Origin of the sequence: Pseudomonas tehranensis (assembly GCF_014268615.1) — a bacterium.
In the GTDB taxonomy this organism is placed as follows: domain Bacteria; phylum Pseudomonadota; class Gammaproteobacteria; order Pseudomonadales; family Pseudomonadaceae; genus Aquipseudomonas; species Aquipseudomonas tehranensis.
Genome location: NZ_JABWQV010000435.1, coordinates 1 through 1,875, shown reverse-complemented (window position 1 = coordinate 1,875; position 1,875 = coordinate 1). Strand labels below are relative to the sequence as shown.

The 1,875-nt window shown below is 62.1% G+C and carries 1 protein-coding gene; it reads right to left on the bottom strand.

Annotated features, from left to right (window positions below):
• Positions 1-58 precede the first annotated feature (58 nt).
• Complete coding sequence (ureC, locus tag HU811_RS26785) at positions 59-1,759, bottom strand: urease subunit alpha (protein ID WP_186659108.1); 1,701 nt, start codon at positions 1,757-1,759, stop codon at positions 59-61.
• Between the last annotated feature and the right edge of the window lie 116 nt (positions 1,760-1,875).

The window sequence follows — 1,875 nt, the reverse complement described above, 5'->3', positions numbered from 1 at the left end:
CCAGCGGGAGCAAGCTCCCTCGCCACGGGTCCTGCGTTCGGTCAGTATCAACCAACCATCAAAACAGAAAATACCGCTGCGCCATCGGCAGCACATCAGCCGGTTCACACCACAACAACACCCCATCGGCCTTGACCTGGTAGGTCTGCGGATCAACGTCGATGTTCGGCAGGTAGTCGTTGTGGATCAGGTCGGTTTTCTGCACATCCCGACAACCTTTGACCACGGCAATTCTCTTCTTTAATCCAAGCTGTTCGGGCAGCCCTGCCTCGGCGGCGGCCTGGCTGATAAAGGTCAGGCTGGTGGCGTGCCGCGAGCCGCCGTAGCTTGCGAACATCGGGCGGTAGTGCACCGGTTGCGGTGTCGGGATCGAGGCGTTGGCGTCGCCCATCAGGCTGGCCGCAATCGCCCCACCCTTGAGGATCAGGGTCGGCTTGACGCCGAAAAATGCCGGGCGCCATAGCACCAGGTCAGCCCACTTGCCCACTTCGATGGAGCCCACTTCATGGCTGATGCCATGGGTGATCGCCGGGTTGATGGTGTACTTGGCGATGTAGCGCTTGATGCGGAAATTGTCGTTGCCTTCGCCATCGCCGGGCAGGGCGCCGCGTTGTTTTTTCATCTTGTCGGCGGTCTGCCAGGTGCGGGTGATGACTTCGCCGACGCGGCCCATGGCCTGGCTGTCGGAACTGATCATCGAGAACGCGCCGAGGTCGTGGAGGATGTCTTCGGCGGCGATGGTTTCACGACGGATACGGCTTTCAGCGAAGGCCACGTCTTCGGCGATGCTCGGGTCCAGGTGATGGCAGACCATCAGCATGTCCAGGTGTTCGTCGATGGTATTGCGGGTGAACGGCCGGGTCGGGTTGGTGGAGCTGGGCAACACATTGGCAAAGCCGCAGGCCTTGATGATGTCCGGCGCATGCCCGCCACCGGCGCCTTCGGTGTGATAGGTGTGGATGGTGCGGCCCTTGAACGCGGCCAGGGTGGTTTCCACGAAACCCGATTCGTTGAGGGTGTCGGTGTGGATCGCCACCTGCACGTCGTACGCGTCGGCCACGCTCAGGCAATTGTCGATGGCCGCCGGGGTGGTACCCCAGTCTTCGTGCAGCTTCAGGCCGATGGCCCCGGCCTTGACTTGCTCGATCAACGGCTCCGGCAAGCTGGCGTTGCCCTTGCCGGTGAAGCCGATGTTCATCGGGAACGCGTCGGCGGCCTGGAGCATGCGCGCCAGGTGCCACGGGCCGGAGGTACAGGTGGTGGCATTGGTCCCTGTGGCTGGGCCCGTACCGCCGCCGATCATGGTGGTCACACCGCTCATCAAGGCTTCTTCGATCTGCTGCGGGCAGATGAAGTGAATGTGAGTATCGATACCCCCGGCCGTGAGGATCATGCCTTCGCCGGCGATCACTTCGGTGCTGGCGCCGATGGCGATGGTCACATCGGGCTGGATATCCGGGTTACCGGCTTTGCCGATGGCCGCGATGCGCCCGTCCTTGAGGCCGACATCGGCCTTGACGATGCCCCAGTGATCGATGATCAGCGCATTGGTGATCAAGGTGTCCACGACCTCGGCGGCCAGCAGCTGGCTCTGGCCCATGCCGTCGCGAATCACCTTGCCGCCGCCGAATTTCACTTCTTCGCCATAGGTGGTGAAGTCCTTTTCCACTTCGATCCACAGTTCGGTGTCGGCCAGGCGGACCTTGTCGCCGACGGTGGGGCCGAACATGTCGGCGTAGGCTTGGCGGGAGATTTTCATGTGTTCGCCTTGGGATTCAATTGGATGTTGGACCGCTCGCATTACTCGCTATCGCAGCCTTCGGCAGCTCCTACAGGCGTACGCATTCCCCTGTAGGAGCTGCCGAAGGCTGCGAT

Bases quoted from the DNA above. Each gene is read 5' to 3' on its own strand.
- ureC (WP_186659108.1), bottom strand. From the start codon at position 1,759: ATGAAAATCTCCCGCCAAGCCTACGCCGACATGTTCGGCCCCACCGTC.